The sequence below is a fragment of the Anaerovorax sp. IOR16 genome (assembly GCF_017168145.1).
Lineage (GTDB): Bacteria > Bacillota > Clostridia > Peptostreptococcales > Anaerovoracaceae > IOR16.
In genome coordinates, this window is record NZ_JADQTL010000011.1 from 219,306 (window position 1) to 245,508 (window position 26,203).

The window sequence follows — 26,203 nt, forward strand, 5'->3', positions numbered from 1 at the left end:
GTATTTAATTACGGTTGATGTTTAATTTTGTATGTTATGGGAGGGAATAAATTATGGAAAAATTAATTATCAGTGCATGCATTTGTGGAGCAGAAGTGACGAAAGAACAAAATCCGAATGTTCCTTATACCGTAGAGGAAATCGTAAGAGAAGCGAAATCTGCATATGACGCGGGTGCAGCATTGATTCATCTACATGTAAGATGGGACGATGGTACCCCTACTCAGAGTATGGTAAGATTTCAAGAATGTGTGAATGCAATAAGGAAAGAATGTCCAGACGTTATTATTCAGCCTTCAACAGGTGGAGCAGTCGGTATGACTGACCTTGAGAGATTAGAATCAACAGAAATTGTACCTACTCCAGAAATGGCAACACTTGACTGCGGTACTTGTAACTTTGGTGGTGATGAAATCTTTATAAATACGGATAACACTATATTTAACTTTGCTAAAATTATGAAAGACAGGGGTATAAAGCCAGAGCTTGAAGTATTTGATAAGGGTATGATCGATATTGCTATGAAGGCTGACAAAAAGGGATTGCTGGTACATCCGCTTCATTTTGACTTTGTATTAGGTGTTCAGATGACAGCTACAGTTAGAGATTTAGTATTTATGGCAAATTCAATTCCTGAAGGATCAACATGGACTGCAACTGGTATTGGTAAAAATGCATGGAACATTGCAGCTGCAACAATAGCAATGGGCGGACATGTAAGAGTTGGATTTGAAGATAACCTTTACTTAGGAAAAGGTATTCTTGCTAAGAGCAACGGGGAAATGGTTGCCAAGGCTGTTGAACTTGCAAAAATACTTGGAAGACCAGTTGCAACACCTGATGAAGCAAGAGAAATTTTATTTTTAAATAAAAAATAATTAATTAGTGAAATCAGAGAATACTCGTTAACTATGAGGCAGATAGAAATATCTGCCTTTTTTATTAAATGTTTTATTGACATATGACGTAAACTATGTTAGTTTGTTTATAGAAAAATGGAATGATAATTCCATTAAATTTGAAAATTGAATTAATATTAAGGTGCCTTGCATAAGGAGAATAGGGAAGACCGGGAAACGAATCCGGCGCGGATCCACCACTGTAAATGATGACAAAGCCCATAACCCACTGGATTGAAAAATCTGGGAAGGGGGGCAGCGGAAGAGTCATAAGCCAGGAGACCTGCCTTAATAAAATGACAAAGATAGAATAGGGAGCTTTGATCTTTGTGGTGTAGATTCCAAAAATGGAGGATCTATTAGTATTTTTTTGCTAATGGATCTTTTTTTATTGAGTTTAAGCAGGAGGTAGTATGAAACTATATTTTTCAAAAAAATTACTGCAAGTGATTATAGTAATATTTGGAGCATCGTTTTTAACCTTTACCCTTACATATATTAGTCCAGGTGATCCTGCTGAAATGATGTTTCGATCTCAAGATGTGGTTCCAAGCGAAGCGGTTTTAGAAAAAACGAGAGAAGAAATGGGGCTTAACAATCCATTTCTTGTACAGTATGGAAATTGGCTCATTAATTTGCTAAAAGGAGATTTAGGATATTCTTATATTAATAAAGGGCCGGTAGCAGATGTCTTAAAACAAAAAATTCCTAAGACGATAGAATTAGCACTTGTAGCGTTGCTCTTTTTAGTTGTGTTTTCTTTTCCTTTGGGAATATTATCGGCAATTAAAAAAAATAAGATTATAGATTATATAATAAGATCTATTTCTTTAATCGGCATATCCATTCCAGCTTTTTGGTTGGGTTTATTACTTTTATATCAATTTGTAGTAAAGTTTCATTGGTTTACAATAACAAGTCAAGATGGATTTAGGGGTGTGATTTTACCAGCGGCAACATTAGCAATACCGTTAATTGGAAGGTACACCAGGCAGATAAGAGCAGCAATATTAGAAGAACTTTCATCCGATTATGTTATGGGTGCCAGAGCCAGAGGAATCAAGGAGAGTAAAATTATTTTCAATCATGTGCTTCCTAACTCTTTGAAAGGGATTATCACTCTTTTTGCTTTATCGATTGGGGTATTGTTAGGAGGAACCGTTATCGTAGAAACCATTTTTTCTTGGCCGGGTATGGGAACTATGATCATGAATGCGATTACTAACAGAGACTATCCATTATTACAAGCTTACGTTATCTTTATGTCATTTATATATATTATGATTAGTTTTACGGTAGAAAGCATAAATCAAATACTTGATCCTAGAGTTCGTTTGAAAGGGGAGATGATATGAAAAGTATGAAATATAAAAAAACCACTTTTATCATTGTATTATCGATAGCTATATTAACGATTTTGTTTGCAATCATTGCCCCTATTTTTGCTCCCAATGATCCTTTGGCAACCGATTTTGTAAGAATTTTGGAGGAACCAAGTGATCAATACCCATTAGGGACAGATCAAGTGGGTAGGTGTATTTGTTCTAGGATCCTTTATGGTGCGAGAGTTTCGCTTGGAATGACATTTTTGCTTTTGGTTTTATTATTTATACTGGGAGTTGTCATTGGAATTGTTGCAGGAATGGCGAATGGAATTGTAGATACAATTATTATGCGAGCTTCCGATATTGTCCTTTCTTTCCCCGGTCTCATATTTGCGATTGCAATCGTTGGTATGTTAGGTCCTGGTATGTTAAATACCATCATTGCTTTGTCAGTTGTTTGGTGGACAAAGTATGCCAGATTAGCAAGGGTTCTTGTTATGTCGGTTAAAAACAGCGAATATATGGATGCTGGAAAAATGGCAGGAGCAGGAAGATTAAAATTAATTTCTCATTATGTTCTTCCCAATATTATTTCTCCGCTTATAGTGCAATTTGCATTGGATATTGGAGGAATGATGTTAACACTTTCCGGTTTGTCTTTCTTAGGTTTGGGCGTGCAGCAACCAACTCCCGAATGGGGGAATATGTTAAGCGAAGGTCGAGCCTATCTACAGACAGCTCCTTGGTTATTAATCTACCCCGGGTTAGCAATATTTATAGTAGTAGCTATCTTTAATACGTTAGGTGATATGGTAAGAGATATACTTGATCCTAAGCATGTTTAAACACATGTTAGATATAAATAATATTATTAAAAGGAGCGAAAGGAAATGAAAAAAGTTATAGTAATTCTACTAGTTATAGCACTTTGTTTTACGCTAGGGGCTTGCAATCAAAATCAACCTACCGATGCTGGAAAAACAAAAACATTGAATGCAGCTACCTATTGGATGTCTGATGATGCGGAACCAACAAAAGGATGGAATGGATGGGTAGTAGCTCGTTTTGGTGCAGGGGAGAATCTTGTGCAACTCGATGAGAATATGAGATTTAAAGAGGTTATTGCAGAGTCGTGGAAGCAGATTGATGAGCTTACTACGGTGTTTACGATAAGAGAAGGTATAAAATTTCATAATGGAAATCCAGTTGATGCTAAGGCATGTAAGGAATCAATTGAACGAGCATTAGAAATAACGGATCGAGAAGATGTAAAGCTTCCGATTGATTCTATTACAGCAGAAGGACAAAAATTAACGATTAAGACGTCCCAAATATTCCCTACTTTAATTAATTTATTGGCAGATCCTGTGTATATTATTGTGGATGCATCTGCGGATGATGGAGATAATTTTGCCTTTCAGCCAATTTGTACCGGCCCTTTTCAAATTACAGAGTATCAACCGGATGTTGGATTAAAACTTAAAAAAAATGAAAATTATTGGAAATGCGATGTGGATGTAGATACGATTGATGTAAAACTTATTGCAGATACTTCTGCACGTGCTATGGCTTTACAATCAGGAGAAGTTGATTTTGCAACAGCATTAAATCGAAAAGATTTAGGATTGTTTGAAGGAAATGAGGAATATGTAGTACAGCGAGGCCCGAATTTACGTGTGGCATTTTTAGCATTTAATATGAAGAAGCCGTATATGCAAAATTTGGAATTCAGACAAGCTCTTACATATGGTATCGATAAAAAGACATATGCAAAGGAATTGTATGATGCCACTATGGCAAAAGGGCCATTTAATGAATCACTTTCTTTTGGATATAAGGGAGAGGATTATTATTCCTATGATCCGGATAAAGCAAGGGAGTTATTGGATAAGGTGGGATTTGTTGATACAGATGGTGATGGCATTCGAGAAATGAATGGAAAAAACATTGTGTTACAATTTGCTACACTTTCACATTTTGGAAGGGATGCGGCGAATACAGGAGTAGCAATGCAATCTCAATATAAAGAAATTGGATTGGGATTGGAAATTACGCAATATGAAAATTTATCAGAAATTGCTGATTCTGATAAAGTGGATATTATATGGGATCGTTGGACTTCTGCGCCTACCGCAGATCCTCAATATTTGTTTGAAACCGCTTATAAGACTGGTTCTCCGGCAAACCGTGGAAATTACAGTAATAAAGAATTTGATGCTGTGTGTGAGGAACTGAAAACCACTTTTGGTAAAGGGGAACGAGATAAATTAGGAATAAAAGGTTCGGAAATTCTGATGAAAGATGCCGGAGTTGTCTTTTTATTCTATTTAGAAGGATCGGTAGTTACAAGAAGCAATGTAGAGGGAATTCATAGATTTGTTTCTGACATATATCATATCGATGAAAGAGTAAAAATGAAATGATTTGAATGGAGTCGGAAAAAATGACAAATCAGTTGCTTGAAATAAAATCTCTCACTGTTAAATATAACGGTGAGAGAAACATTATTGAAAATATAAATATGTCGATAGGGCATAAGGAAATCATTGGTATTGTTGGTGAGAGTGGAAGTGGCAAGACAACATTGATAAGGTCGATTATCAATTTACTTTCTTCAGGAGGGAAAATCGTATCTGGTGAAATCATATTTAATGGAGAGGACCTACGTAAGTATCGTAAAAATAAGTGGAAAACGATTCGGGGAAATGAGATTTGCATGATTTTTCAAGACGCAGGATCCTTTTTAAATCCAATTCAAAAAATTGGTGTACAGTTTGTAGAAAGTATTCAAAGCCATATTGATATTTCAAAACAGGAAGCAATCAAAAAGGCAGAAGAAACCTTAATAAAAATGAATTTTAATGATAGTTCCCGAATAATGGATTCTTATCCTTTTCAGTTAAGTGGGGGAATGAAGCAAAGAGTTGGTATTGCTATGGCATTGGCAATGGAGCCCAAATTGATATTAGCAGATGAGTCAACCAGTGCGCTGGATGTAATCACACAAGCACAGGTAATAAATGAGTTGATTGAGCTTAGAAATAGTTTTGATACAAGTATCATAATTGTTACGCATAACATCGGTTGCGCAGCATATATGGCAGATAGAATCATGGTAATGAATCATGGAAAAATTGTAGAATTTGGTTTGAAGGAAGATGTTATAACAAACCCACAAGAGGATTATACAAAGAATTTACTAAATTCTATTCCTGAACTGGAAGGGTGTTGAAGATGATGGGAAATACGATTCTTGAATTGCAAGGTATTAACAAATATTTTAGAGATAATACAGGAAATAGTTTTCATGTAATTAAAGATGTAAATTTAAGTCTGCGCCAAGGGGAATGCATTGCAATTGTGGGTGAAAGTGGATGTGGCAAAAGTACACTTGCAAAACTAATCTCACAATTGATACCGGTTACAAAAGGGAGCATGTTTTACAACGGGAAAGACGTTACCAATTTACATGGTGCACAATTAAAGGAATATTATAAGAATGTTCAAATGATCTTTCAGAATCCATTAAGTACTTTTAGTCCAAGAATGAAAATTGGTTCGTATATGGTTGAACCATATTTAAATTTCAAATTAATGAATAAAAAAGAGGCATTAAATTATGCGAAAGAATTATTAGAAACGGTTGGATTAAGCAAAGATTTTATTGACAGGTATCCAAATGAGTTGAGTGGAGGGCAGCTTCAAAGAGTTGTTATAGCTAGAACAATTGGCTTAAAACCGGATGTAATCATATGTGATGAATGTACTTCTGCCTTAGATGTTTCCATACAGAAGCAAATCATTCACCTTTTGCTTGAATTACAGAGTAATACAAAATTTTGCAATATATTTATCACCCATGATTTGGCACTTGCAGAAAGTATTAGTGATAAAATATATGTTATGTATTTAGGCGAAATAGTAGAGATATTAAGGAGTAAAAATATATCGAGAGACGCAAAGCATCCTTATACGAAAGCTTTGTTAAACGCTGTATTTTCGGCGAAAAATACTAATAAAAATATAGAAGTAATTAAACCTCAGATTCAAGATTATACGATTAAAAAGGGTTGTTTGTTTGCTCTACGTTGTCCAAATGCTAGTGAAAACTGTTATAGAGAAAAACCGTGCTTAAAATATTTGAATTTGAGATGCAGTGTTGCTTGTAATTTGTATTGAAATAAATTTTATGTGACAGGATGATTATCCTGTCTTTTTTTATTGTTGTACTTATATGAATCGACGGAAGGGAGAGGGCTCGACTTCAATTTCATAAGATTTACTATTTGTAATATTCTTGCAATTGGTTCACCTATTTTGTAGAATAATCTATAGGGTAAAGCAATCGTAGAAGGAAAATAATTATGAAAGAATATTTAACAACAGGAGAATTTGCTTCACTATGTGGAGTAAAAAAAGACACAATACTCTATTATGATGAAATTGGAATTTTGAAGCCGGATTATTTTGCTGAGAATGGATACCGATATTATTCTCCCAATCAGGTTATGATTTTCGAAATCATAGCTTCATTAAAAGCTATGGGAATGTCCTTAAAAGAAATACAAAAATATAGATCAAAGCAGAATACAAAAGAATTTCTCGACTTATTAAAGGAGAAAAGACATGAACTAATAGAAATGCAAAGACACTTATCTTATACAAAGAAGTTTGTAGACAATACAATCGGAATTATCGAAACTTCACTTAATATCAATATTGGAGAGATTTATCTGGAACAATGTGATGAAGAATATATGGTGATTACAACAACACCCTCATTAGATGACATGAATGATAAAAGCTATTGGGTTAAGATAGAAGAATTAACAGAATATTTTAATCATAAAAAATTGGGTAATGTATTTCCTATAGGAGAAATTGTTCTGAAGAAAAATTTTGAACAAAATAATTTTCGCTCTGATTATTACAGCAGCAAACCGATACGAAAGATTATTGGTCCCAATATACACCGAAAACCCGCAGGAAAGTATGCTATTTTATATCATAGAGGTTCCTATAAAACTTTATCCGCTGCTTATACAAAGATGAAAGAGTACATAGAAAAAAATAACCTTAAAATCAAGGGTGATATATATGAACAAGATCAGTTATATCTATTTTCAGAGTCCAATCCAAACGATTATTTAATGAAAATTTCTATACCTGTTGAATAATGGACCATTATAAATGTAGTAATAAGCAGGGGAACAAGCTGTTTTCCATTTCTTGCTCCCCTAAAATTTTTTATAATTAATTATATATATATATTTATTTATTTATGTACTTTCTTATCTAGCTGCTTCAATGATGGAATCCAGTTTCTTTCGAATTTCCTCATTAAGTCTCTCCAATTCATATTCTGCAAAGATACGTTTCGCCTCTTTATTGGCGCGTTGCACAATGTTTAAGGAACCCTCTTTTTCCCAAAGAGATGCGGATTTCCGATCAATTAATTTTGCTGTTGAAATTTCTTTGCGCATATATTTTAAGGTATGTCTTTGTCCTAAATAATTCCCAGCGGGTCCTACCGCGGTAATTACATCCAGGGCCAGTGTATCCTCATTTACTTCGATTCCTTGTTCTGCTCGTTTAAACATGTGCACAAATTCTGCATCCATCAGCAGCTGTTCATAGCTGACCGCCATCCCCATATCCATCATTCCCATGCCATAAATGAGGCTGGTTTTCGCAAGGGCTGGGATTAAACCTGTTAGGGTTTTTTCATGACCAATCTGCGCATCCATACACTTACTGTCTGCCTATGTTCCACCAACCTTTGTCGGTATCTTGTAATACTTCCCAAGTTGAGCTACTGCTGCGCCAAACATACCGTGTTCCGGTGCGCCTACCGGGGAGCTGACAAATTTCATATCCATAATGGTTGTTGAACTGCCATACATAACAGGGTTACCCGGATTGACTAACTGAGCTAACACAATGCCGGCCAGTATTTCTGCATTGGTTACCACCAGGGTACCTGCGAGAGTTGACGGAGTGGTACCTCCTACAAGTCCCATTGAGAGTATGCTGATTGGAAGACCAGCCTTAGCAGTTTCAATGATAACCTCTGACGCACCCTCATGAATCTCCAGCAGACTATTGGGGCAAACGCAAAGGGTTAGAAATGGACGTTCGCGAAGCTGATCTCTTCCACCTGCTATGGCAGCTGCCATGTCAATAACCAGGTTAGCATTTTTGCCGTTTTCCGCGTCCAAAATAGCGTGCTTTGTCGTATTGCAGAAGACTGCTCTTGCCTCGTATAGATCTTTTAGGTGAGCAGGAGCTTCTTGGGAAGCAACCGCTGTCGTAAAAGCATTGATTTCTGGAATTGAATCCACAAACCTTGCCACGTTGCCAAGATCATTAGAATCCGATGTTTTTCGTTCGCCTGTTTCTAAGTCAACAATTTCAATGCCGGTCCCAAAGTTTGTATAAAAGACTTTGTCACTCCCTAGTTCAAAATCATTCTTTGGATTTCTGCCACACATAGTATAGTGTGCCGGTGTCTTGGAAATTGCATCGTTTACTAAATCCTCTGGAAAGCGAATGAGACCGGAATCTTCATCAACGATGCAGCCTGCATTTTGATAAATTTCCTTTGCTTCTTTTCCATATACCCGAACGCCATAGTTTTTCATCACAGAAAGACTAGTGGCATGAATCTTCTCTAGATCTTGTTCACTTAAAATCTGATAAGATGGTAATGGGTTCTCATAAGAAAATTTCATATAATCCCTCCTTATTAAATTGATTAAATTTCATTTTTTATTACGTAAGTATCTGCATCAGCACAAATTTTATCTATTTCAGCTACTACTTCTTTAGGTAATTCATCTTCAATAGGACCTTCTAAAATCTCTCGAACTATTTTATTCGCAATGGCAATAGAATCTGATTTTTCATTAATCGATCCACGCAGTACGGATGGAAAATAAGGTGAAGAATAAATTTCATCTTTGTCACGGAAATTTATCATTGTAGATTTATGAGCAAGAAAAGCACCGCCAGGGCCTTCTTTTTTTATTTCATCTACCAGATCCGTATTCGCGTTAATCCGAATTCCTCGGCAAATACGTAAAGTTCGCTGAGCAATCTCATCTTCTGTTAGAATCATTTCAAGGCTTACGGCCATTCCATTATCACAGGTACCAATTCCATCGATTAAATCAGCGCCCCCTAAGTATGCAGGCATGGTTTCAAAAGTTCCTCCTCCAGTTACACAGCAAGGCAGACCATAATATCTGGCTAAAGCTGTACCGCCTAAACTAACTAAAGGTGCTTCTCCGCTTTTCACATAAGCGCCACTTCTTACATCAGCTGCCCCGGAAGCAACACCGTAAATTACAGGCCAGCCTGGATTTGCTGTTTGGAAGATGGTTATAGCTGAAAGGACTTCTGCATTAATCTGTACGATTGTAGAGAAAATAGATGCCGGTGATGTAAGTCCAATTAAAGGCATTGGATAGATGTTAACAGGTACATGATAGTCGGATAATTCCAAGTAGGCATCCAGCATGTTAGCATCTTGAGTTAGTGGTGAAACCGGACAGTACAATACCGAAGCTATTTTTCTTTTAATAAATTCTTCTTTAGAACCTGTTAATAAGTCGAGAATTTTTTTTGCATAGCCAGATTCAATTGTGTTGCTTAGTTCAAACTGTACATGTTTGGAGGTTCCCTGAATAATCGCAGCCATCTCGTGGAGACAATGTGTTTTCTCCGGGACGTCTACGGCTGAACATCCAGTCCAAGCTACCATACCGGTTATTGTTTTCTGAAAAACTCTCCCTACATTCCTAACATCTTCCTTGGTGCTTTCACGTTGCTCTCCGGTGTAAGGATCGTAAATATTGGTACAAATACCAGACATAGTATGCCTGCTTTCATAGGATGGAATCTCGTAGTCATACTTAGAATTTCTTGCTGCCAGCACTATTTTTTTGGGAGCTTTTTTAAGCGCTTCCATGATACGGTCTTCTGTAAAATATACTCTTTGTGTTTCATCGTCTACCTGTGCACCGGCTTCTTTCATCAGTTGGTATGCTCTGCGGCTTTTGACCCAAATTCCCGTGTTTTCCAGAAGCTCCATAGTTTTCTGATGAACCAGTTTAATCTCTTCTTGTGAGAAAATTTCCGCCTTGAATCTCATGAGTTACCTCCTTTTTCTGCATTAACATCATGCATTTCCTTCACCATCTAACTTCCTCCTTTTCAAATCGTTTCATTTAACCATTGTTACGTTTCTTCTAAAAATTATTAATAAGAGATTTGATAGAATTTAAATTGATTTATTGGGATAATTAATTCTGTTCTAGGGGTAGTATTCATGTATTTATTTTTTATATTTTGAACTATACAGTATGGGGTAACCCCATAGTCAAGGGGTGAAAAATAATTATAAAATAGGGATTGATTTAACTTAGAGCAGCTGGGGAGGTTCTTATACTATAGTTGAAATCGGTTTATATTCATGATATGTTGAAATTAATTACTGAATGAATCAGCGTTACTTTTTTCGTTATCATAAGGTTCTATTATATTTATAAGGAGGTTTTTAACATTGGAGTATAAATTATTATCTAAAAGACTGAAAGAAATACTTAAAATGGAGAATGAAGCCGTAGGCATTAAATTCTTAAATGACAATCATTTGGCTGAAAATTACGATCAAACTAAAAAATATACATTTTGTCAGTTTATTATGAAAGCTAGAGAGGGAAATAAGCTATTAGCGACGAGCCAAAATATATCTTGTGCAAATGGAGGCTCGGCATTAGGGTTTATGCCGGTTCCGGATAAATTAATGAGTGGAGAGTTTTTAGAACATCTTGGTACTTTCGAAAAAGAAGGAGCTAAAAAAACAATGGAAGAGATGCCCCGTTTTGAACAAAATCAATATACGGGTATTGCATTGGCACCTTTAAGCGAATTGGATTTTGAGCCGGATATTATTGTATTGGAATCTATGCCGGAGCATTTTATGTGGCTAAGTCTGGCTTCAATTCACAAAAAAGGTGGTAGATTAAACTTTTCAACAAGTATTTCTAATGGAACTTGTGTTGATATTACAGTTGTTCCTTGGCTCACGCAGAAATTAAATGTCAGCCTAGGATGTTATGGCTGTAGGAATGCCACAAATATTCCTGATGACAATTTGCTTGCTGGCTTTCCTGGTAAACAATTAGAAGAAATTGTAGAGGCTTTAGAAAAAATCTCAACGAAAGCAATGCCAAGGACACGGGAGAAAAAGGCATATACACGTTTGATTAGTGAAACGATTCGTTAGGGTAGTTTAGGTAAAAAACAGGAGGCAATTAAATGTCAGAAATGAAATATGTGTATGGACCAGTTCCTTCAAGAAGATTAGGGATATCTTTAGGTATAAGCCCTATTCCTAAGAAAACATGTAATTATTCTTGTATTTATTGTCAATTAGGAAGAACAAATCCTTTAACTAATGATAGAAATCTGTATTTTCCTATAGAAGATATGATTTCTGAATTTGAACAAATACAAAAAAGTAATATCAAATATGATGTTATTACAATAGTTGGAGAAGGTGAACCTACATTATATTCTGGTTTGGGAGAGTTAATTTTAGCGATTAAAAAAAGAACAGAGATACCTGTAGCCGTTATTACAAATGGAGCACTTTTTTATGATTCAGAAGTAAGAGAAGAGTTATATCCTGCTGATATAGTACTACCAACATTTGATGCATATAATCAAAAGACTTTAAAAGAAATTAACAGACCGCATAAGAGCATTAATTTTAATAAAGTAAAACAAGGTATGTCAGAATTTACAGAGAAGTATAATGGTCAGCTTTGGTTGGAAATTATGCTTATTGATGGGATAAATGACAGTTTGGATAGTTTAAATGAATATAAGGAACTTTTGAAACATTTTAAGTATGAAAGATTATATATTAATACACCAGTAAGACCTCCTGCGGAAGAATTTGTAAAACCGATAGGAACGGAACAAATGGAAAGAGCCATTAATATTTTAGGTGGAATCTCTATTGACTTATTGGAATCACAAGGATTTCATAGCGAAATAGCAGATGATTTTGAAGCTATATTAAGTATTATAAGACGTCATCCTATGAATCAATTTGAATTGGAGAGCTTTTTGAAAATAAGAGATTGTAAAAATATAGATGAAATTTTATGTAGATTAGGTAATGATGATAAGATTGCGGTAATAAGTTATAAAGGTTATGATACTTATAGACTAAAATAAATAATGGAATTAAATAGAAGAGTTTTAAATAGAAGAATTTGAATTAAATAATTACAAACAACCTCTTAAACGGAGGTTGTTTTTGTTTTAAGGAAAGATGATAATTTCCCGTTCTATTATTGACATATGTCCGAAACTATGCTACTTTAATTATGAACATATGACCAAAATGATCAGTAACATTAGTATATGTGATGACGTAAATTTTTTATTTTAATAGTTTATGAGAGGTGTTTATGGATATATGGGAATCAGGACAGGATTATCTTGAAACTATTTTGGTACTTCAAAACAGGAATGGTTTTGTACGTTCGGTAGATATTGCAGAAGAACTTGGATACTCAAAAGCAAGTGTGAGCGTAGCAATGAAATCACTTATAAAAAAAGGTTACATTTTAATGAAAAAAGATAAGAAAATTTTACTGACGGATAAAGGAAGAACCATTGCTGAAGTTATCTATGAACGACATTTGTTTCTTTCAGATTGGCTTGAAAAGCTTGGAGTTGATCATGAGACTGCGGTAAAAGATGCATGCAAAATAGAACATTATTTGAGCGGAAAAAGTTTTGAAGCAATAAAGAGAAATAGCATATTCCTTTAATGAGCTTCTTCCAGCTGCAAGAGAGTATGGGTAACATCATCTGTCTATATACGGACTTGTTGGTGGTATGGCGGTTATGGCAATCAGTTTATGGTTATTTGTGTGATGGGTATTTTAGAGTAAATCACTTATTGATGTTAAAAAAGAAATAGTCAGCAAATGCCAACTATTTCTTGTAGATATGTTCAAATATTAGTATTACACAGTATATAATAGTTATTTAATTATGGTGGTTATTTCTTCGCGGAAAGTTCATTCGAGTTAAAAAATTCTTTTGTTAGAGAAACAACGACGCCGGAGAGTCCAATTACACCAATCATATTTGGAATGACTGAAAGACCAAAAAGGAAATCAAGGAAAATCCAGACAAATTGTAATCCTCCGATTGCACCGATGAAGCATGCCCCTAGATAAACATATCTCATTACCAGTGAAAAAGTCTTTCCAAAAAGGTATTCTGCTAGTGTCTCTCCATAAAAAAGAATGACATAGATCGTCGAGATGACGAAGAGCAGTACTGAAAAGCTGACCACATATCCGCCAATTGGGCCATAAAAATTATTGAAGGCTTGAGCAGTCATACCAGAGGCAATTGTATCTGTGCTTTTCCAGATTCCCGTTGTCAAGATAACCAAAGCTGTCATAGTGCAGATAAAAAGTGTATCGAAAAAGACTTCAAACATTCCCCACAGACCCTGACGAGCAGGATGATCTGTTTTAGCCGTTGCATGCGCAATTGGGGCACTTCCCATTCCTGCCTCATTGGAATACGCACCACGTGCAATTCCCCATCTCAATGTCTGAGTGACTGCGCTGCCAAGGAAACCACCTGCAGCAGCATGCCCGCTGAAAGCGCTTTTAAAAATCAGTGAAATGACAGAAGGCAATTCTTTTATATTAAATAGGATGATAATTAGACAACCTAATACATAAAGCAGAGCCATAAACGGTACAAATTTTTCGGAAACCTTGCCGATACGTTTTACCCCTCCGACTACGATTAAACCGACCATAATTGTGATGATGATTCCAGAAGTATATGTGGAAAGCCCAAGCATTGAGACAGATCCTGCAGCAGAATTAGACTGAACCATGATCCCTGAGACAATGGTCAGCATGAAGAGAAAGGCATAAGTGTTTCCGAGTATTTTTGATTTCAAACCGTTTTTTAAGTAATACATAGGCCCGCCGACGTAATCACCGTCGGCATTTTTTTCTCTAAACTTAACACCAAGAACGATTTCTGCATATTTAGTAATCATACCTATAAGAGCGGTGACCCACATCCAGAAAACGGCACCGGGACCCCCAAAATAAATTGCTACCGGAACTCCGACAATGTTTGATGCTCCTACTGTGGATGCCAAGGCTGTAGTTACAGCTTGGAAAGGTGTTAGAGTTCCTTTGATTTCATCTGAATTGTTTTCTTTTGATTTCGGAAGAGAACCTATTGTTTGTTTAAGCATAAAGCCAAAATAGCGGATTTGAAGGAACTTCAGTCTAAACGTTAAGAAAATACCGCCTCCCAATAATAGGATCATCATAAAGGGACCCCACAGAAAGCCAGTAGCCGTATTGACAAAATTGACAACTAAATCTTTCATTGTATACCTCCTATATCCATTTTATAGTGTACTGAGAATTAACGATTCAATACATGAAGGGATTGTTTCAATCAAATCAGGAATAAAAATACGTTCCGTCTTTTGATGTAAATCCTTGCCCCAAGGGCCTAAAATAATCGTTGGCATAGAGAGTGTTTTTAAGGTTTCAAAAGGAATTTTATAAAAATCATCATGCCAAAGAGGCATGTTTGGTGCGACAAATGGTATAATCTCATCCTCATTTTGAAGGCCGACATAGCTTAAATCAGAAATCCCCATAAAATAATGTTCAACTTCCGGATTGTATTTCTTTAATGCTTTTTCCGCGATTGCTTTGAAATGATCATAGTTATTATCATAAGTGCTGGTTGTATGAGGGTAAAAAGGTGGCGATAAGGCAATGACAATCGTAGGGGTATTATAGGAAGCTACATCTAATAGGCGTTCAATGATGATAAAATTGCTTTCAGGTATAGAAACTTTTTTTTCATTCAGTAAAGTTCGAATTTCAATATAGCTGTTTTCGAGTACATGTTTGGTTTTTTCTGGTGCAACTGTCATAGCATCTTCAAGCAATTCTTCATAAAATTTGACATGAGCTGGATATTCCGGATGTCGTGTGCTGTTTGAAAAATTTTTGAGATATTCTGTTTGAAGATGTGTTACTGATTCTAAGAATGCCTTTTCTGAAACGGATTTAAGTATCTTAAGAATCTTTTTTGGTGTACTTTCAAGTGTTAAAAAGCTAAGATATCCACCTGCTGCCTCTGGAATGGATGCATCGTAATTTCTTTTAAAGTCCCTTGAAAAACTCCAGGAAGGGGGAATGGACTTTTCTCCAAGCTTAGAATCACTCAGGGTGCTGTTAAGCTCAGTGCTGAGAATGATTCTGGAAAGGATTCCTATGGGATTTATCCCTTCAAACGCTTTACCAATGTGAGACTTTTTTCCGTGCACATAAATGACTGCCATGGTTTTACCCACAGAACCGTCATAGAAGGTCAGACGGTCATTTTTTCGTTCATGAGGTTCTGAATTGATTAGCAGTTGATAGCTGAGATTGTATTTTGCTGAAAGCTTTTCTAGTAGTTTTACACTTTCACGCATGCCAAGTGAAAGCGTTTCTTCATCCGGAACTGATAAGAAGAGGAGGTTTCCCTTAAAATGATTCTTTTGGGCGAACTTTTCAAGTAGTGTGAGCTGGATTGCAAGCCCGCCCTTCATATCAGCTGTACCTCTGCCAAACAACCAATTCTCGTTCTCAAGGTCACATTTTACTTCATGGGAAAGATTTTGCTTTTTTAAGGCCGCTTTCAATTGCTCAGGGTTAAAGGCTAAAGATTGTAAAGAGCCATAATCAAGGCAATCGACAACGTCATGGTGATTCAGTAGTATAACGGTTCCTTCGCCTTCCCCTTTGAGAAGTCCCCATACAATTGAGCGGTTATGAGGGTCATTATTAATTGGTTCAAGCCCAAAAGTATTGTCGTGGAGAAGTTTGGGATTCTGTCGAAGCTTGCTTAAAATAAGAGCTTCCATTTGTGCTTCGCCAGAAGTATCAGTGATACTTGGAACTTGAATAAGCTCTAAGAGTAATTCCAAGATTTTATTCTTTTTATGCATAGTTAACCTCCGTTTCAGAATTTTATACTTTCATTATAGCGAGGTATAATTAGGTAAATGTTTTAATCAATGCATACTTAGCATTAGAAAAGCATTAGTTTTCGAATATTTCTGAAAATTAATAGAAATATAGTTAATGGAATGTTATAATTTCATATAAGAATCCTTAGCCGCAAATAGAGTGTGGCAAATACAAATTAGTTATGAGGTTTAGGTGATGCTATGGCATATTTTATAAATGGTACAATTCTTACCTTGGAAAATCCGGGAGAATGCTTCACCAGTATGCAAGTTAGTGAAGATAGAATTGTTGCGCTCGGTTATACAAATGCTCAAGAACTTAAAAATGTAGATGAAGAGATTATTGATTTGAAAGGAAAAACCATTTTACCGGGATTTTATGATTCTCATTTACACTTAATATCTACATTTTTAAATGAAATTTCCATTAATTTTGATCATGCAAAATCTATTGGGGACGTACAGGAGATAATCGACCAATGGCCGTACAAATATGACTATCCTGTAGCAATTGGTAAACGGCTTTCTGAATTTAACCTGAAGGAGCGACGTCTTCCAACGCGTGTCGAACTAGACCGAGTATCTGCTGATTTTCCGTTGGTGATCAGTTCAATTGAGTTTCATACTGTTTTGATGAATAGCTACGCGCTCAATCAGTTCCGTATTCCCTTTATCAATCATGGTTTTGAAAAAGATGGGAACAAAAATTTCACGGGGAAGCTAATTAATCAAGCTGCCTTTATTGCACTCAAAAAGGTTTACGACCGCCTCGAGGATAAGCATTACTTGGAAGGAGCGGATAAAACTTTTGAAACAGCGATAAAGAACGGGGTTACAACAATGGTGGCAGTTGAAGGTGGTCCATTGTTCCATACACGTCATCCGGAGATAATACTTCAAAATAAAAAAATTTTTCCAATAGATATCGAGGTCTTCTACTCCACGACAGACCTCAAGAAAGTCTTGAAGCATGATCTACCACGTGTGGGGGGAGATTTGTTTCTCGATGGCTCGTTTCGATCCAGAAATGCCGCTTTATACGAGCCTTACAATGACACGAAAGATAATCTTGGAAAATTGTTTTATACAGAGCAGGGGTTAATTGAATTCATTGAGCATGCCCATGATCTCAATCTTCAAATTGCGATCCACGCTGTTGGCCCTCGTGCAATTGACCGGCTTTTGTTTGCTTTCGAAACTGTTCTTCAGAAAAAGATAAATCCAAACCATCGTCATAGAATTGAACATTTTGAGCTTCCGCTTACAGAACACATTCAAAAAGCTAAGGAATTGGGAATTACGTTAGCGATGCACCCTACCTATGAGTATTTTTTCAGAGAAAAGGGAATGATGTACGATACTCGTCTAGGGGAAGAGAGAGCCGCCATGACCAATCCGTTCAGACAAATATTTGATGCGGGGATAAGGGTAGCTGGCTGTTCTGATTCGGATATCATGCCGATTAATCCAATGCTTGGTATTCATTCTGCTGTAAATCATCCTAACCCAAAATCGAGGATTACAGTCTATGAAGCAATTCAAATGTATACCTTAAACGGTGCATATGCAATTTTTCAGGACGAGGAAAAGGGTTCGCTTAAGGCAGGAAAAAAAGCGGATTTTATCATTCTTGAACAAAATCCGCTAGAGGTTGATCCTACTACTTTAAAAGATATTACCATCCATTCTACTTATAAAAATGGAAAATGTCTTTTTACATTGCAGCACAATCGATAGAGAATAAATGAATACTGCATTGGGGGCATTTATAAAATGGTGAATCTCAAATTATTTGGTGAAGTTAATGTCAAAGTGAATAATATCGATCTGACAACGCAACTACCTAGAAAAGGATTTGGGTTGCTGATTTATATGGCAACACAACCGACAAAAGTTTTTTATAGGGAACAGTTGGCAAATCTTCTTAGGCATGACTACACAAAAAAATCTGCCCTAAATAATCTGAGGTTTAACCTTTGGCAAATCAGAAAGATCATAGGAGAATTGATGAATGAGGAGCTTATTATAAATAACAGTAAACAGGCAATTAAGATTAACAGTGAGGCGATCACTAGTGATTATGCTCAGTTTTATAGTGCTAGCTATAGTCAGCAATATCATGAATCTGTTCGATGCTATTCAGGGGATTTTCTTGAAGATTTCTATATTATTGATGCGCCGGATTTTAGCGATTGGGTATTCAGAGAACGTGAGAATGCTCAGCGTAAATATTTTAGTGCTCAATTTGCCTATGCACAAGACTTAATGAATTCCCACCGAATTGAAGAGGCTTTCAATGCACTGACAAAACTCTCTGATATCGATCCACTGAATGAGATGGTATATTTGCGCTTGATGCAATATCAATATGCTTCTGACAACAAAGTTGCAGCTATCAGTACTTATCGCAATCTAAAAATAATTTTACGAAATGAACTAAATATATCTCCTTCCAATGAAATTGAATCCTTATATAAGCGTATCGTTGAGGATACAAACAGTAAGAATAGTGAAGTGATATTACACAAGTCAAAGGGCGATCAATTCTTTAGCCAAAAAATTAAGATTTATATCAGTAAGTCTTCAGAAAAATTGAGTACATATGCTAGAATGCTTGCCAGTTTTAACAACACAGGCACTCAATTAGTTATTGACCTTTGTGATACCCCGGGGCAGAGAATACCTTCTGAAGGCATGTTTGAAATCCTAAATAGTCTTTATCATTCTGGGAAATACTGTATATCTCAATGGAAGAGTAAATGCGAAAAAATTGATTCTGATATTAGAAACAAGATTATCAAAGACGATATGATATTTTTTAGTATGTTTGAAACCCTTATTGTCAGTGAAAAATCAGAATGCCTGATTATTAGAATTTGGAACTTTCAGTATCTGGATAGTAAAACCATCGAGTTTTTGTCCTATCTTTCACGGCGTAAACTTGATAAACAGATTGTAATTTTGGCAGTTTACGATTCCAGCCAAAGGAATCTGCAAGTGGAAAAATTCATTGAATTTTATCAGGGAATAAACGATGTGGAAGTTATAGAGGAATAGTATGACAGTTTTGCCTTCATCGACAGAATCTAGAAAATAATATTCAAATGATATATAAATGTAAAGTAAAAAACCCGCTAAGCGGGTTTTTTTGAATGCAAATATAAAAGCGAATTCTGGTAAAGGATTAGAAAATTAACATAAAGAAAAGATATCCTGCTGATAAAGCAGGATAATCAAACATATATAGTGCAAAAAAAAACAAAATACTACAACATATAGTAGTATTTTGTTTTTTTATAGATAAAATTAATAAAAATTATAAAAAAAACAAAAAAAACAAAAAAAATAATTTATTTATTTATTTTTTTAAAAACGTTTGATGATTTTTTGCATCTAGATAGTAAGGAGGAAGCGGGTTTTTAAGGGAAAGATTTTTATAAGACAGGGGGTATATGAAATGATAAATAGTATCCAAAAAAGAAATGAGTTATTTTTAGATCGTTTTTCTGTGCATATAGGCATGCTATATAAATATTTATATAGAATCACTGAGGATGCATGGCTGGTGGATGATCTGGAGCAAGACACATGGTTTATCGTATTGGAAAAAATGAATCAATTAAAAAATCCTAGCAGCGCAGGTCCATGGATTCGGAAAATAGCCTACAGCGTAGCAATGAAACATTATCGCAAATCTCAAAACAACTATTCTTGTACTATGTATGTTGACAATTATGTAAAATACATGGATGCATCAAAAACCAACAGCGATACACTAGAAATTTTAATTTTGGAATACGAAGGAAACCTTGCCATAAAAGCATTAAAAAGACTGAATGGCAAATCACAAAGATTGATCTGGATGAGGTATGTAATGGATATTAAACCGCAGCAGATATCAGAGATTATGAATCTTAAAGTCAGCACAGTAAAGTCGCGGTTACATAGAGCTTTGATAGAATATAGAGACAGTTATCATGAATTAGATAGAATGGATTAAAAGATAAAATATACCTTAAAGGTGGCGGCAGATATGGATAATCGCCGCCATTTTTATTGAGCTCTTTAAAAGACACAAATTACTCTTCGCTATCCTGAGGGAAAATATATTTTTTTGTGACAGAGCTGGAATAAGTAGAATGAATCATTGCACAATAGCATGACTCAAACTCTACAATGTCGCCTAGCTTTAAGTCTGTTTCAGAGTCTGTGATATCAAGGATTAAGTGGTCACTGCTGCCGCCTTCTACAGTAGTACCGCCAATACAAGGGCAGACACTGAAAATATCTCCGATGTCCCGTTTTCCTAAGGCAATAAGAGCTCTTTTCCGAGTGCCACGATCTACATAAGTTTGTTTTTGACCGAATGCATCAACAAAAATCTCTCCAATCGGATAAGAAGGTTTTTCTTTTATTTCAATAATTTGTGCTTTAATAATATAGTTGTTTCTACGGAATATTGGTAGGTCGAGTCCCCATATATCCTGAAGATCTCGTGCATTTGCAATTCCTTCTCCTACACGCAGGTGATTGATGCCTTCTGGGACTGTACCGTCCATGACCATAGGTAGGGTTGAAGTCGCACCTCCTGATACGACGTCAAGCTTTCGGCCGATTCTCTGTTCGATGGTTCTTGCAATCGAAACAAGCCTGTCCAGATTGACGGTATCTGGTTTAATGGAACCATAGCAGCCTAAGTTAGTTCCGATTCCATAAAGAGTGATATTTTTTAGTTCCTTTTCAATGTAGAGCGCATCTTTTATAAGTTCCTTGTCATCGATATAGCCTTCTCTTAAATCACCCAAATCCATCATTAGAATTATTTTATGGTTTTTATTTTGTTGACCGGCAAGAAAATCTAGCTGTTTTATTGTTTCCAGTTCAGAATTTAAGCTTGCATCAGTGAATTTTACAACATCCTCAAGCTCACTAGGCATAGGAATTCGAATCAATAAAACTGGAGCATCAAATCCTAGCTCACGCATGCGTTTGATGGTATTGATACGGGAATCTCCGATCATATTGCAGCCAGCCCGCATCATCTGTCTGGCGACCTCTAAATAGGAATTTTCAAAAGAATCGGTTCCTTTTACTACTCCGGTCACCCAGATTCCTTTTTCTTTGCACATATCCACCACTGTTTTTGCGTTATGATAGATACCTCCTAAATTAATTTCCAACACAGGATAATTTTCATGTGTTGCTGAAGACATAGGACCACCTCCCTTTTTAATTTCATTATAAACGATTTCACTTATATAGATACTCATTTCTTAAAAAAGATTTATAATTTTATATTTTTTTTTAAATGTATTGAATTACCGGTGAATTAATACGAGATAAAAAAGAATCGTTTTTCTCCTCAGAGCATCTTTAAGTATGAGAGGGAAAATAAATCTTTGATTGCAAAGAAAGGAGTGTATTACATGTGAAAAAAAACACGGATCTTTTATTGGTGTCCTGCGGCAGCAAAGTTATTGACTACCCCGCTTTGGCGTTGCCGCAGCTGACCGGCTATTTAAGAAAACGGGGTGTATCGGTAATGCAGATCGATTTAAACATTCTGTTAAAGGACCAGATTTTGACAAGCGAGTATCTTCTGGAGCTTTACTATGAAATATTGCCACTTCTTCTTATGAAAAATTATACTTATCGCGAGACATATCTTACGCTTAAAGATTTTTATGATTGTTTAAGTGTATTTAGGAAAAAGTATCACTTTTATCAATTGGAAAAGGTAAAAAAAGATTTACAGAACCGGGAATACTTTAAGCTACAAAACAGAAGCTTCATGGAGAAGGTAAAAATATTATTCCGGATATCAAAGCATTTGGATTTTTTATTTGCTATACTGCCTTATGTTTTGGACTTTTCACCAGGGGCTTCTCTTCATTTAAAGCTGCAGACACTGATTAGACAGGAACTGGTTGATATTTCTACAGAACACCCTATGATGATCGGATTCTCTGTCATAACGACACAAAACAGCTTCTCTCTGTGGATGGCTCACCAATTGAAAAATAAGTTTCAGTATGCAGGAAGTATTGTATTTGGGGGATCGCAGCCAACAAAATTTGAAGAATTGTATCTGAAAAATAATGAATGCATTGATTTTGTTGTATTCGGCGAAGGAGAAGAGCCTTTATTCCGCCTGATTCATGAGATGAAAACAAAAAAGAATTTTGCCGATATTCCCCGTTTGATCTACAGGGATAAACTGGGAAGTATCATGAAAAATAAAAATCAAAAATTTTTAAGTAATAATTATTCTTTTTGTTTTCCGGATTATGATGGATTACCTTTAGAGAAATACTTATCCCCTGTGTTTCCGATTATGGGTTCAACAAATTGCCCGTGGAAAAAATGTCAGTTTTGCGCACACCGAACTTCCTTTAAGGAAGATTATAGAGAAAGAAATCCAAAGGACATTGTTAATGAAATGAAGTTTATGTATCAAAAATATAACATTAAAATTTTTCATTTTGCTGATGAAACAATGACTAAGAATCATGGAGTTGAAATTTCAAAAATTATTGAAAAAGAAAGGTTGCCGTTTTTATGGATGTCCTTTGGACGGCTCGATGATGAATTTGACCGTTCTGCATTGGAACAATTATATCGAGGAGGTGCGCGCGTTATTGAATGGGGATTGGAATCAGCTTCTGATAAAGTTTTAAAAAAGATGAATAAAGGAATCAGCGTATCAAAAGCGCAGGAAATCCTCTGTTACGCAGGAGAGGCGGGAATTAGGAACAAAGTATTGACCTGGCATAATTATCCCGGCGAAGGGATAGAAGATGTCATTCGGACAATAAGTCTTGTGGAAAAAAATACGGATTGTAGCTTTGCTGTTCCAATGCTGACATTAAAGCAGCAGCTGGTTTTACAGGTAGGCTCTCCGCTTTATGATGAGGTGTTTTATCAAGACGGAAAATTAAAATATTTCGACAAGGTTTGGCATCCGAATTCCGAGTACAGCATCAATGCAAAATTTTATTCCAAAACAAATTCTGACTTTGAAAAAAATCAGGTCATTGAGAGTTATCTGAAAAAGATTAAAAAATATTGTGATACAAAGGATATTTTTATAGCGTTCAACGAAAATGTAACGCTGGATCTATTGTTATGTGAGAAAGGAAAATGGCAATGAAGACGAACGATGTAAAATTTGTAAAGGCAGAGTGTAGCTTGACAAAAAGAATTTGGGTGGAGGTAGATAGGGATCTATCAGTAAATAAAACAATTACGCAAATTAAAAAGATAATAGGAAATCCGCTGGAATCTTCTGCATTGCAGATAAAAATGGTACTAAAAGAAAAAGACAGGAAGCTGGAAGATTGCTTGATTCAATTAATAAAAGAGATTCATTCTATTAAGGTAGGGTATGAAAAAAGCTATCCTTTAATCTCTGTTTTTATGCCGTATACCTATGCAGACGAAGATTTCATTTCAGCTCTTCAAGAGGTGGATTTATACCGGCCAGGCATTCAGATATTTTTAAGCTTAACTGAAGAGGCACTTGCAGAAGGCAATGACATTGATTTTCTGCGTGTTGTTGCAGGAGAAATATATGAGAGGGAAAGATTATGTGCAAAGAACTATCTGGATACCAACACAGTATTTCTGATGGAAAAGGATGCCTCACGCTGGAATGATTTCTTACTTTTAAGCCGTCTTCTTTATACCTACAATACGGCGGATGATGTAAAAAGACCGGTTATTCAAATCTCACCGAAAATAGAAATCTCGGAAGAATTAAAGCAGAAAGTTCTTGATTATATCCGGGAGACTCCGGATATCTGGAGTCTTTTGGATATTATGTGCGGATTTATAACTCTAATACTGAAGGAAAAAGAGTTTGAAAAATTAAAAACACATTATGTGGTTTTAAACAGTTGTGGCGCCGGTGTTTATGAATTTAAGATCAAAAATGAACAGTCAGCATTTTGCTATTATGCAGATTATAAAGAACCCTACCATCAGGATTTTGACTGCAAAAGCTGCGATTATGTAAAGGGATGTACCGGGTGTGGGATTCTTAATATCGGGGACTGTTATTCTAGGAAATGGAAGAAAAAAGCGTGTGGTGTGTGTATTTAGAAAAGAGGAGGATTGTAAAATGAATGCTTTGGATATTTCATTGGTTTCATTGCCGGTGCGTGCGATTGACCGGCCGTCTCTGAGTCTGCCGATTTTAACTTCAAATTTAAAAAAACATGGATTCTCAGTGAAACAGCGGGATTACAATATAGTTTTTCAAAATGAGGTCATTACCGAATTCTGTTTGAAAGAACTGTATACAAATGTGCTTCCGATTCTTTTAACAACAAATTTAAATAATAAAAGTAATTATGAGGCAATAAAAGAGTTTTACGTGTTCTTGGAAAAGACCAATAAAAAATATGGCTTTTTTCACATTCAGAAGATTAAAGAAAGGATGCAGCAAAGGAATTATAAATTTTTATCCTCTTACGAAGATACGCAAGCTTGTAAAGCAGTTTTTTCAATAAGCAGTAAAATGAAGACCTATTTTAAATCGATAGTATATTATATTTCTTTTTTAGAAAAAAATGAAATTGATGAATATGTGAGAAATAAATACAAGAGTATTATTGATGAAATTATTCGAGATTTACCTGCCATTGTTGGTGTATCCATCATGGAGGTACAAAGAACCTTCAGCCTCTGGTTTATGCACAAACTAAGAGAAAGATATGATGGATATATTGTGGCAGGAGGATCAGATATTTCTTTAAACAAGGAGATTTATCTCGAAGAAAATGAATTTATCGATTTTCTCTCATGGGCTGAGGGAGAATATGCGATGAGGCAGTTAATAAATAAAATCAAAGAAGGTGATCAGGATTACAGTGATATTCCAGCCTTGATTTATAGGAAAAAGGAAAAAATCCAGCGTAATGAGATGTTTGAGCAATGTGAAGAAGAATGGGACGAGGCTGACTATGAAGGATTTCCCATGAACCTATATCTTACACCTGCTTTGCAGTTATTGACTTCAAAAGGCTGTGAATGGTCCAAATGCCAGTTTTGCATGCATTGGAACTCTTATGGATTAAAATTCAGACAGAAAAAAGTTTATCAAGTCATTGATGAAATGGAAAGACAGTCTCTGAAATATAACACCAATTTATTTATTTTCGTAGATGAAGCAATTTCTCCGGAATATGACAGGGAATTGTCCTTGGAAATTTTAAAACGATCACTGAATGTCCGGTGGATGCAGATGAGCAGGTTGGATGATGGATATAATACTCAGATTTTCGAAACCATGTATCAATCAGGGTGCAGAGCCATTGAATGGGGACAGGAAAGCGGTTCCCAGCAAGTGCTCGATTCTATGTGCAAAGGCACAAATGTAAAAGCTTCACAGCGCATATATCATGAAGCGGCTACGAAAGGAATCATAAACAAAACCCTTATGTTTCACAATTATCCTACAGAAGAGGTAAAAGATTTGGTACAGTCTGTTAAATTGATTGAGAAAAACGGGAAGAACCGATTTGTAAAGCCGATGCTTACCTTAAGACATGACTTTGTTTTAAAGCTTGGTAGCCCTCTAGCACAAGCAGCATTTGAAGACAAGTCAGGAGAAGTATTTGCTAAGGTTTGGAAGCCTGCGTCTCTTTATAACCTAAATGCGAAATATATTTCAGCAAAAAATGAAGATAAAGCTAAAAAGATGATGATTGAAGAGTATTTAAACGATATGAGTGAACATTATCGAAGGTTGAATGTATACCTTACAAATAATGAGGATATTGCGATGGATCTGGTGTTGATAAAAGAAAAAGAGGATGGAAGCATTCTCAGTGTCGATGTATATCAGCCGTATGGATATTAAACCAAAGGAGGAAGAGGGT

General features: G+C 35.7%; 20 protein-coding genes, 2 pseudogenes and 1 riboswitch. Of the genes and pseudogenes, 17 read left to right on the top strand and 5 right to left on the bottom strand.

The annotated features are described in order from the left end of the window. The first annotated feature begins 53 nt into the window (after positions 1-53). From I2490_RS14900 to I2490_RS14930, 7 genes are all read left to right on the top strand, one after another. The gene (locus I2490_RS14900) at positions 54-878 is read left to right on the top strand and encodes a 3-keto-5-aminohexanoate cleavage protein (RefSeq protein WP_206460555.1); all 825 of its coding nucleotides are present in this window, start codon (positions 54-56) and stop codon (positions 876-878) included. Between the two features lie 144 nt (positions 879-1,022). Further along, a riboswitch (cobalamin riboswitch) is annotated at positions 1,023-1,204 on the top strand. A gap of 108 nt (positions 1,205-1,312) precedes the next feature. Next, complete coding sequence (gene nikB / locus I2490_RS14905) at positions 1,313-2,254, top strand: nickel ABC transporter permease (RefSeq protein WP_206460556.1); 942 nt, start codon at positions 1,313-1,315, stop codon at positions 2,252-2,254. Next, positions 2,251-3,069: a nickel transporter permease gene (nikC, locus tag I2490_RS14910; RefSeq protein WP_206460557.1), complete on the top strand. Its 819-nt coding sequence runs from the start codon at positions 2,251-2,253 to the stop codon at positions 3,067-3,069. The genes nikB and nikC overlap by 4 nt, the downstream gene beginning before the upstream one ends. 45 nt (positions 3,070-3,114) lie before the next feature. Next, on the top strand, positions 3,115-4,647 hold the full coding sequence (locus I2490_RS14915) for an ABC transporter substrate-binding protein (RefSeq protein ID WP_206460558.1): 1,533 nt from the start codon (positions 3,115-3,117) through the stop codon (positions 4,645-4,647). Positions 4,648-4,667: 20 nt separating this feature from the next. Further along, positions 4,668-5,456, top strand: a complete 789-nt coding sequence (locus I2490_RS14920; protein ID WP_245157217.1) for an ABC transporter ATP-binding protein — start codon at positions 4,668-4,670, stop codon at positions 5,454-5,456. 2 nt (positions 5,457-5,458) lie between these two features. Next, on the top strand, positions 5,459-6,403 hold the full coding sequence (locus I2490_RS14925) for an ABC transporter ATP-binding protein (protein ID WP_245157218.1): 945 nt from the start codon (positions 5,459-5,461) through the stop codon (positions 6,401-6,403). 185 nt (positions 6,404-6,588) lie between these two features. After that, a complete protein-coding gene (locus I2490_RS14930; protein WP_206460559.1) occupies positions 6,589-7,401 on the top strand; it encodes a MerR family transcriptional regulator in 813 nt (270 codons plus the stop codon). 114 nt (positions 7,402-7,515) lie between these two features. Here the strand turns inward: I2490_RS14930 and mttB are convergent. Then, positions 7,516-8,955, bottom strand: a pseudogene (mttB, locus tag I2490_RS14940) ([trimethylamine--corrinoid protein] Co-methyltransferase). Positions 8,956-8,978: 23 nt separating this feature from the next. After that, positions 8,979-10,376 (bottom strand): trimethylamine methyltransferase family protein, encoded by a 1,398-nt coding sequence (locus I2490_RS14945; RefSeq protein ID WP_206460562.1) that lies wholly within the window; start codon positions 10,374-10,376, stop codon positions 8,979-8,981. Between the two features lie 411 nt (positions 10,377-10,787). Between I2490_RS14945 and I2490_RS14950 the strand changes: the two genes are divergently transcribed. From I2490_RS14950 to I2490_RS17095, 4 genes and pseudogenes are all read left to right on the top strand, one after another. Then, positions 10,788-11,513 (top strand): DUF169 domain-containing protein, encoded by a 726-nt coding sequence (locus I2490_RS14950; RefSeq protein WP_206460563.1) that lies wholly within the window; start codon positions 10,788-10,790, stop codon positions 11,511-11,513. 32 nt (positions 11,514-11,545) lie between these two features. After that, positions 11,546-12,472 (top strand): radical SAM protein, encoded by a 927-nt coding sequence (locus I2490_RS14955; protein WP_206460564.1) that lies wholly within the window; start codon positions 11,546-11,548, stop codon positions 12,470-12,472. A 236-nt stretch (positions 12,473-12,708) separates the two neighbouring features. Next, positions 12,709-13,074: a metal-dependent transcriptional regulator gene (locus tag I2490_RS14960; RefSeq protein WP_206460565.1), complete on the top strand. Its 366-nt coding sequence runs from the start codon at positions 12,709-12,711 to the stop codon at positions 13,072-13,074. After that, positions 13,067-13,180 (top strand): annotated as a pseudogene (locus I2490_RS17095) (zinc transporter ZupT); the annotation flags it as partial. The gene I2490_RS14960 and the pseudogene I2490_RS17095, both read left to right, overlap by 8 nt. Before the next feature lie 127 nt (positions 13,181-13,307). On the opposite strand, the gene I2490_RS14965 reads toward I2490_RS17095, so the two are convergent. Together I2490_RS14965 and I2490_RS14970 are read right to left on the bottom strand one after the other, a co-directional pair. Then, a complete protein-coding gene (locus tag I2490_RS14965) occupies positions 13,308-14,678 on the bottom strand; it encodes an alanine/glycine:cation symporter family protein (RefSeq protein WP_206460566.1) in 1,371 nt (456 codons plus the stop codon). Positions 14,679-14,699: 21 nt separating this feature from the next. After that, positions 14,700-16,301, bottom strand: coding sequence for a M20/M25/M40 family metallo-hydrolase (locus I2490_RS14970; RefSeq protein ID WP_206460567.1), 1,602 nt, complete (start codon positions 16,299-16,301; stop codon positions 14,700-14,702). A gap of 222 nt (positions 16,302-16,523) precedes the next feature. On the opposite strand from I2490_RS14970, the gene I2490_RS14975 reads away from it, so the two are divergent. The 3 genes from I2490_RS14975 to I2490_RS14985 all read left to right on the top strand — a co-directional run bounded on the left by I2490_RS14975 (position 16,524) and on the right by I2490_RS14985 (position 20,322). Next, positions 16,524-18,059: an amidohydrolase gene (locus tag I2490_RS14975; RefSeq protein WP_206460568.1), complete on the top strand. Its 1,536-nt coding sequence runs from the start codon at positions 16,524-16,526 to the stop codon at positions 18,057-18,059. A 36-nt stretch (positions 18,060-18,095) separates the two neighbouring features. Next, complete coding sequence (locus I2490_RS14980; RefSeq protein WP_206460569.1) at positions 18,096-19,379, top strand: AfsR/SARP family transcriptional regulator; 1,284 nt, start codon at positions 18,096-18,098, stop codon at positions 19,377-19,379. Positions 19,380-19,779: 400 nt separating this feature from the next. Beyond that, positions 19,780-20,322: an RNA polymerase sigma factor gene (locus I2490_RS14985; RefSeq protein WP_206460570.1), complete on the top strand. Its 543-nt coding sequence runs from the start codon at positions 19,780-19,782 to the stop codon at positions 20,320-20,322. Between the two features lie 79 nt (positions 20,323-20,401). Here the strand turns inward: I2490_RS14985 and I2490_RS14990 are convergent, their stop codons facing one another. Continuing rightward, a complete protein-coding gene (locus tag I2490_RS14990) occupies positions 20,402-21,535 on the bottom strand; it encodes an alanine/ornithine racemase family PLP-dependent enzyme (protein WP_206460571.1) in 1,134 nt (377 codons plus the stop codon). A 215-nt stretch (positions 21,536-21,750) separates the two neighbouring features. On the opposite strand from I2490_RS14990, the gene I2490_RS14995 reads away from it, so the two are divergent. Genes I2490_RS14995 through I2490_RS15005 form a run of 3 tightly spaced genes read left to right on the top strand, consistent with a single transcriptional unit; the run spans position 21,751 to position 26,184 of the window. Continuing rightward, positions 21,751-23,472, top strand: coding sequence for a B12-binding domain-containing radical SAM protein (locus tag I2490_RS14995; RefSeq protein WP_206460572.1), 1,722 nt, complete (start codon positions 21,751-21,753; stop codon positions 23,470-23,472). Beyond that, positions 23,463-24,422 carry a hypothetical protein gene (locus I2490_RS15000; RefSeq protein WP_206460573.1) on the top strand — a complete coding sequence of 320 codons (960 nt, stop codon included), beginning with the start codon at positions 23,463-23,465 and terminating at the stop codon, positions 24,420-24,422. The genes I2490_RS14995 and I2490_RS15000 overlap by 10 nt, the downstream gene beginning before the upstream one ends. A gap of 19 nt (positions 24,423-24,441) precedes the next feature. Then, positions 24,442-26,184, top strand: a complete 1,743-nt coding sequence (locus tag I2490_RS15005; RefSeq protein ID WP_206460574.1) for a B12-binding domain-containing radical SAM protein — start codon at positions 24,442-24,444, stop codon at positions 26,182-26,184. Positions 26,185-26,203: the final 19 nt, after the last annotated feature.

Coding starts and splice junctions, on each gene's coding strand:
- I2490_RS14990 (WP_206460571.1), bottom strand. CDS start 21,535: ATGTCTTCAGCAACACATGAAAATTATCCTGTGTTGGAAATTAATTTA.
- I2490_RS14955 (WP_206460564.1), top strand. CDS start 11,546: ATGTCAGAAATGAAATATGTGTATGGACCAGTTCCTTCAAGAAGATTA.
- I2490_RS14915 (WP_206460558.1), top strand. CDS start 3,115: ATGAAAAAAGTTATAGTAATTCTACTAGTTATAGCACTTTGTTTTACG.
- I2490_RS14960 (WP_206460565.1), top strand. CDS start 12,709: ATGGATATATGGGAATCAGGACAGGATTATCTTGAAACTATTTTGGTA.
- I2490_RS14980 (WP_206460569.1), top strand. CDS start 18,096: ATGGTGAATCTCAAATTATTTGGTGAAGTTAATGTCAAAGTGAATAAT.
- I2490_RS14945 (WP_206460562.1), bottom strand. CDS start 10,376: ATGAGATTCAAGGCGGAAATTTTCTCACAAGAAGAGATTAAACTGGTT.
- I2490_RS14920 (WP_245157217.1), top strand. CDS start 4,668: ATGACAAATCAGTTGCTTGAAATAAAATCTCTCACTGTTAAATATAAC.
- I2490_RS14985 (WP_206460570.1), top strand. CDS start 19,780: ATGATAAATAGTATCCAAAAAAGAAATGAGTTATTTTTAGATCGTTTT.
- I2490_RS14925 (WP_245157218.1), top strand. CDS start 5,459: ATGATGGGAAATACGATTCTTGAATTGCAAGGTATTAACAAATATTTT.
- I2490_RS14970 (WP_206460567.1), bottom strand. CDS start 16,301: ATGCATAAAAAGAATAAAATCTTGGAATTACTCTTAGAGCTTATTCAA.
- I2490_RS15000 (WP_206460573.1), top strand. CDS start 23,463: ATGGCAATGAAGACGAACGATGTAAAATTTGTAAAGGCAGAGTGTAGC.
- I2490_RS14975 (WP_206460568.1), top strand. CDS start 16,524: ATGGCATATTTTATAAATGGTACAATTCTTACCTTGGAAAATCCGGGA.
- nikC (WP_206460557.1), top strand. CDS start 2,251: ATGAAAAGTATGAAATATAAAAAAACCACTTTTATCATTGTATTATCG.
- I2490_RS14930 (WP_206460559.1), top strand. CDS start 6,589: ATGAAAGAATATTTAACAACAGGAGAATTTGCTTCACTATGTGGAGTA.
- I2490_RS14900 (WP_206460555.1), top strand. CDS start 54: ATGGAAAAATTAATTATCAGTGCATGCATTTGTGGAGCAGAAGTGACG.
- I2490_RS14965 (WP_206460566.1), bottom strand. CDS start 14,678: ATGAAAGATTTAGTTGTCAATTTTGTCAATACGGCTACTGGCTTTCTG.
- I2490_RS15005 (WP_206460574.1), top strand. CDS start 24,442: ATGAATGCTTTGGATATTTCATTGGTTTCATTGCCGGTGCGTGCGATT.
- nikB (WP_206460556.1), top strand. CDS start 1,313: ATGAAACTATATTTTTCAAAAAAATTACTGCAAGTGATTATAGTAATA.